Origin of the sequence: Lentilactobacillus dabitei (assembly GCF_019061365.1) — a bacterium.
Taxonomy (GTDB): domain Bacteria; phylum Bacillota; class Bacilli; order Lactobacillales; family Lactobacillaceae; genus Lentilactobacillus; species Lentilactobacillus dabitei.
The window spans coordinates 1-4,421 of record NZ_JAHPPD010000134.1; the positions used below are offsets into that span (position 1 = coordinate 1).

The following is a 4,421-nucleotide window of genomic DNA, read 5'->3' on the forward strand; positions in this document are numbered from 1 at the left end:
AAAATACTCGACTGGCAAACACCGTATCAGGTTATGCTGACAAATTTGTCCAAAAATTCGGATTAAATTTGCAATCTACCTTTTGAACAAATTCGAAGCAATCATTGTTAATCCTTAGAAAAGATACCTACACCTATTTATTTTTTATAGTAATAATCAATCAGATATTTAAGGCTGGCACATCCAATGTTAGGTGCAGCAGATTTAAGAGTTCTATGGCCATTATGAATAACTGGCTTTGAAAACCAAACTGCATCCGAATTATTTGCACCAATATCCCAGTACTCATATCTATTTGCATGTTTGCTAACGACTAATTCGGTATCATTGTACCATAAGGGCTAGGAACAAACTTTTTTCTTTATCGTTTTTATAACCAGTAACATAGAAAGAATATTTAGCTATCTTTAGTAATTGTTTCTCGTTGTATTCTGAAGGAGTTTTCCAAGTCCCAAAAGACTTTGGGGACAGTTGTATAGCTTTTTGCTTGAATATTTGTCGGATTATTCAACGAAAATAATGTCATTCCAGCAAAAAAGATCAATGATGAAATAGTTAAATGTTTCATTCTACTCGCTCCATTCATATTTTTTGATTTCAATAATACCTTAACACGATGTCTAAGAACCTATTAGTAACTTTTTATAAGCAACCTAATCAAATCTATACAAAATATAAAAAGCCGTTTATGACAGTTCAGAATGTGTTAAAAATTATCTCTCTAAAGGCAGCTATAGGGATGTTCTTTAAAAATAGCCTCACAAGTTATAAGCGTGTGATCCGATAGAGTCTACCCTATTGTATTCAGCCGAAAGTTGGATTATCATTAGTTACATATAAGTGTTCCGGAGGCGTTCTGAAAATGACAAAAATTGGTTACGCACGTGTTAGTACTCGTGAGCAAAATCTAGCCCGGCAAATTGAACAACTACAAGCAGCGGGAGTGACAAAACTTTTCCAAGAGAAACTTTCTGGAAAAAATGCTGCCCGCCCACAACTTCAAGCCATGCTGGATTATCTTCGTGACGATGATGAGGTAATTGTGCTAAGTTTAGATCGGTTAGGTAGAAATTCAGCCGATTTAACAGAAATTATGGAAGCTATTCGCCATAAGGGGGCCACCTTAAACATTTTAAATTTACCGAGCTTTAATAGTATTGAAGATCCTAACTTACGTAACTTGATTACCAATATCATTATTGAGCTTTATAAGTATATGGCCCAAGAAGAACGTGAGACAATCAAAGTAAGACAGCGACAAGGGATTGAAATTGCTAAACGGCAAGGAAAATATCATGGTAAAGTCCGTGAATATGGACCACATTCACCGAATCGACAGAAACGTTATATTTATAAAGAAGCCTGTCGTTTGCTAACGCGCCGGGAACAGGGAGAAGAATTAACCAAACGGCAGATCGCGCGGATGTTGGGGATTGCCCCAGTTACCCTCTATCGGATCGAAAAGTATCGAGCGGAAGACCAAATTAAAGCAGCTAATTGATAAAGAAGCTCGTAAAGATCCAGATAAGACAAAAGTTGCCAATTTTGCCCATCATGTGGCATACTCTGAAATTAAATGAAGGTGGTTTAACATGACTAAGCTCTGGTGTGCCAAGATCCAATTGACAACTAAACAGCGTACCTATCGCTTTTCTAATGATTTACAATTGGCCTTAAACCAAACGGCACACCCCCAGCAAATTTTACAAGCATTGATTGTCGTTCCTTTGGCCCCCTACACTGATAAGCAACAACCACCGATGGGAGTTGGCAAGATTCAGAAGATTTATAAAATGGCTTGGTTTAAAACCAGAGGCCTGCCAATTACACGAGGTCAATTGCTGGGAGCAGCCTACTGGACCGAACGTCCGTATGCCCAAGTTGCCGGATATTTGACTCATAATTATGTTTGGTGGAGTCAACAACAAATTAGCAAAGACATTACCTATTGGCAACGTCAATTTTATCAGCAAACGGCTTATCACAGTCCCCTTTGGCGGAAAATTACCAATTGGCGGATTCTACGCCAATTAGGGCGAATTAAGCGACAACGCTGGCAAAAGAATATTCAATATTGGCATATTTAAAGTAGTCTGGTTAAACTGTTAGCACTAATGTTGCTTGGATAACCAATTATGATAAAAAATTAGTACTTTTTCCAAATATCAGTATTAGAACACCAAGAGACTAAGAATCATGTGATGAACATGACTCTTAGTCTCTGTTTTTGAAAATATAACGTTTATGGGGTCAATGGAACATCCATACGAAAAGTAGCGGTAGGATCCCGAACAAAAAATCAGAAACGTTGATTTAACAGCGTTTCTGATTTTTTATATTGGCTTTATTTAAAAAGAGCTCTGGAACATTCGTACGAAAAGTAGCGGTAGACTTTAAAAACCGAACAATCTTATTTTTCGTCTGCTTCATCCAATGGTCTTAAATGACCATTTTCTAACGCTTCATTATATTGGAACGTGTACTTACCGACAAAGTTAATGTGTTCAAACATCAGTGGCGATAATTGCCGATCATGTCGTCAGAACAATCAAACCCTTCTGATTGCATCTGCGTCACAATCTTTTCCAGGTAAACGGTATTCCAATAAATAATGGCATTCGTGACTAAACTGAGAGCGTTTAGTTGTTCTTCCATACCATCAAAATACGTTTGATAAAGCTTCCCTTTCCGACCATAAAAGATGTTTCGACAAAGCGCGTGCCGAGCTTCACCTTTATTTAGCTGTTCCAAAATTTGACGCGCATAAATCTCATCTGAAAGATAGCGTAATTGATGTTTCGTTTTATAGACTTTGCCGTATTCAGTAATCGCTTTACCCAAAGCGGTTGGGTGGCCTTCACGTTGCAAGGCCTGAGTTAATTCTGTCGCATTGACCTTACCAGACTTTAACGAACCGGCCACGCGTAAAATATCCTCCCAATGTTCTTCAATCAACCTTAAATTAATGCGGTTTTGAGACACCCCATTTAAGACTTGATAATCAGCGGTCGAATCAATCCGCCATAGCTTGGTTCCCTGACTATTAGCAATTCGGGGACTGAACTGAAAACCTAATAGGCCAAATAAGCCAAAGACTAAATCGCTATAACCGGCGGTGTCGGTCATAATCTGAGTGGGTTCCAAACTGCTGCCTTGATTTAAAAAGCCTTCTAATAGGTAGAGAGAATCTCGTAAGGTCCCTGCAACCACCATGCCATGAAAGCCGATATATTGATCAGAAACAAAATTGTAAAAAGTAACCCCGCGACCGCGGCCAAAGTATTTTGGATTGCTACGAGAATATAAAGACCTTTGGGGGGTAACGTAACGAATGCCATCGGCCGAAGCCATTTGACCGTCGCCCCAGATGAGCGCACTTTTTAATTTTTTATGCGCGTTAATAATGCGGCGATTGGCGGCGGCAAGGGTATCAATTCGCAAGTATTGATGGTCCACGTACATTAACCGATCGTATTTTAGACTATTTGAACTGTTTTTAGCCACTGGCGAAAGGCCAATGTTACAAGCCTCAGCTAATAAAACCGCTAAAATACTAATATCAACGTGTTTCATCTTCGTCCCACTTTCACTAACGTGACTAAAACATTGTGTTAACTGTAACTGTTGGTTAACCTCCAAGAGAATATCCGATAAATCAATTTTGGGAATTAAATGCCGAACCCGACTTTTAAAGGCCGCTTCGTCCTTTTGTTCACGGACTTTGCGTAATTTGGCCACAATAATTTTTTCTTGGCCGTCAACCTCTTTGACCTGGGCCATTTCTGAATCAGCCCAATTTTTTAGGGCCTCGGCATAGGATAAAGCTAAATCCTGTTTCACCGCTTCAACGGCTGCTTGACCAGTCTGCGGTAAATCAAGTTGTTGAATCAAAACGGCCTTTTGTTGACGCCAAGTAGACTTATCAATTAAGCAGGCCATGGGATCAAGATAGCGATTACTTTGCCGGACGTAAATATCATGACGCTTAAGACCATGAACCAGAAGCTCGATGCCGGCAATCAACACACACTGATTGGTTACTTGGGGGTTCTCACGAATATAATAACGCCATTTTTTCGGTAGTTTTTCGACGATCTGTTCAAACATCCGATAGGTAACCGGGCGCGGAAACCGTTGGCGAATAAACTCCCAAACCATCAGACAATCTTGGCCATTGGTAGTCCCTTCAAAAACAATAGTGGCTAAAATATCCGGAATGAATTTCCGGAATTTTCGATAAGCATTTAACAGTTCTTCAATGGCAATTGGTTCTCGCTCATTACGCACTAACTGATTAACCTGGGTAACGGCTGACTCAATTATTTCAGGTGGATAAGTTGCTAAGAAGCTGTCCAAGATCTATGATTTTTGATATACTTCTATGTAAAAAGCGAGTTTAAGCTATGAAAAATTATCCCAGC

General features: G+C 39.4%; 3 protein-coding genes and 1 pseudogene. 2 read left to right on the forward strand and 2 right to left on the reverse strand.

Features of this window, described 5'->3' with window-relative positions; translation table 11 throughout:
• Positions 1–397 precede the first annotated feature (397 nt).
• A complete protein-coding gene (locus tag KTE19_RS12915) occupies positions 398–568 on the reverse strand; it encodes a hypothetical protein (RefSeq protein ID WP_217342451.1) in 171 nt (56 codons plus the stop codon).
• A 294-nt stretch (positions 569–862) separates the two neighbouring features.
• On the opposite strand from KTE19_RS12915, the gene KTE19_RS12920 reads away from it, so the two are divergent.
• Together KTE19_RS12920 and KTE19_RS12925 are read left to right on the forward strand one after the other, a co-directional pair.
• Entirely contained in the window at positions 863–1,501 is a 639-nt protein-coding gene (locus KTE19_RS12920; protein WP_084989044.1) for a recombinase family protein, read from the forward strand.
• Between the two features lie 91 nt (positions 1,502–1,592).
• On the forward strand, positions 1,593–2,087 hold the full coding sequence (locus KTE19_RS12925; RefSeq protein WP_217342452.1) for a DUF7679 family protein: 495 nt from the start codon (positions 1,593–1,595) through the stop codon (positions 2,085–2,087).
• 323 nt (positions 2,088–2,410) lie between these two features.
• On the opposite strand, the pseudogene KTE19_RS12930 reads toward KTE19_RS12925, so the two are convergent.
• Positions 2,411–4,344, reverse strand: a pseudogene (locus tag KTE19_RS12930) (Tn3 family transposase); the annotation flags it as partial.
• Positions 4,345–4,421: the final 77 nt, after the last annotated feature.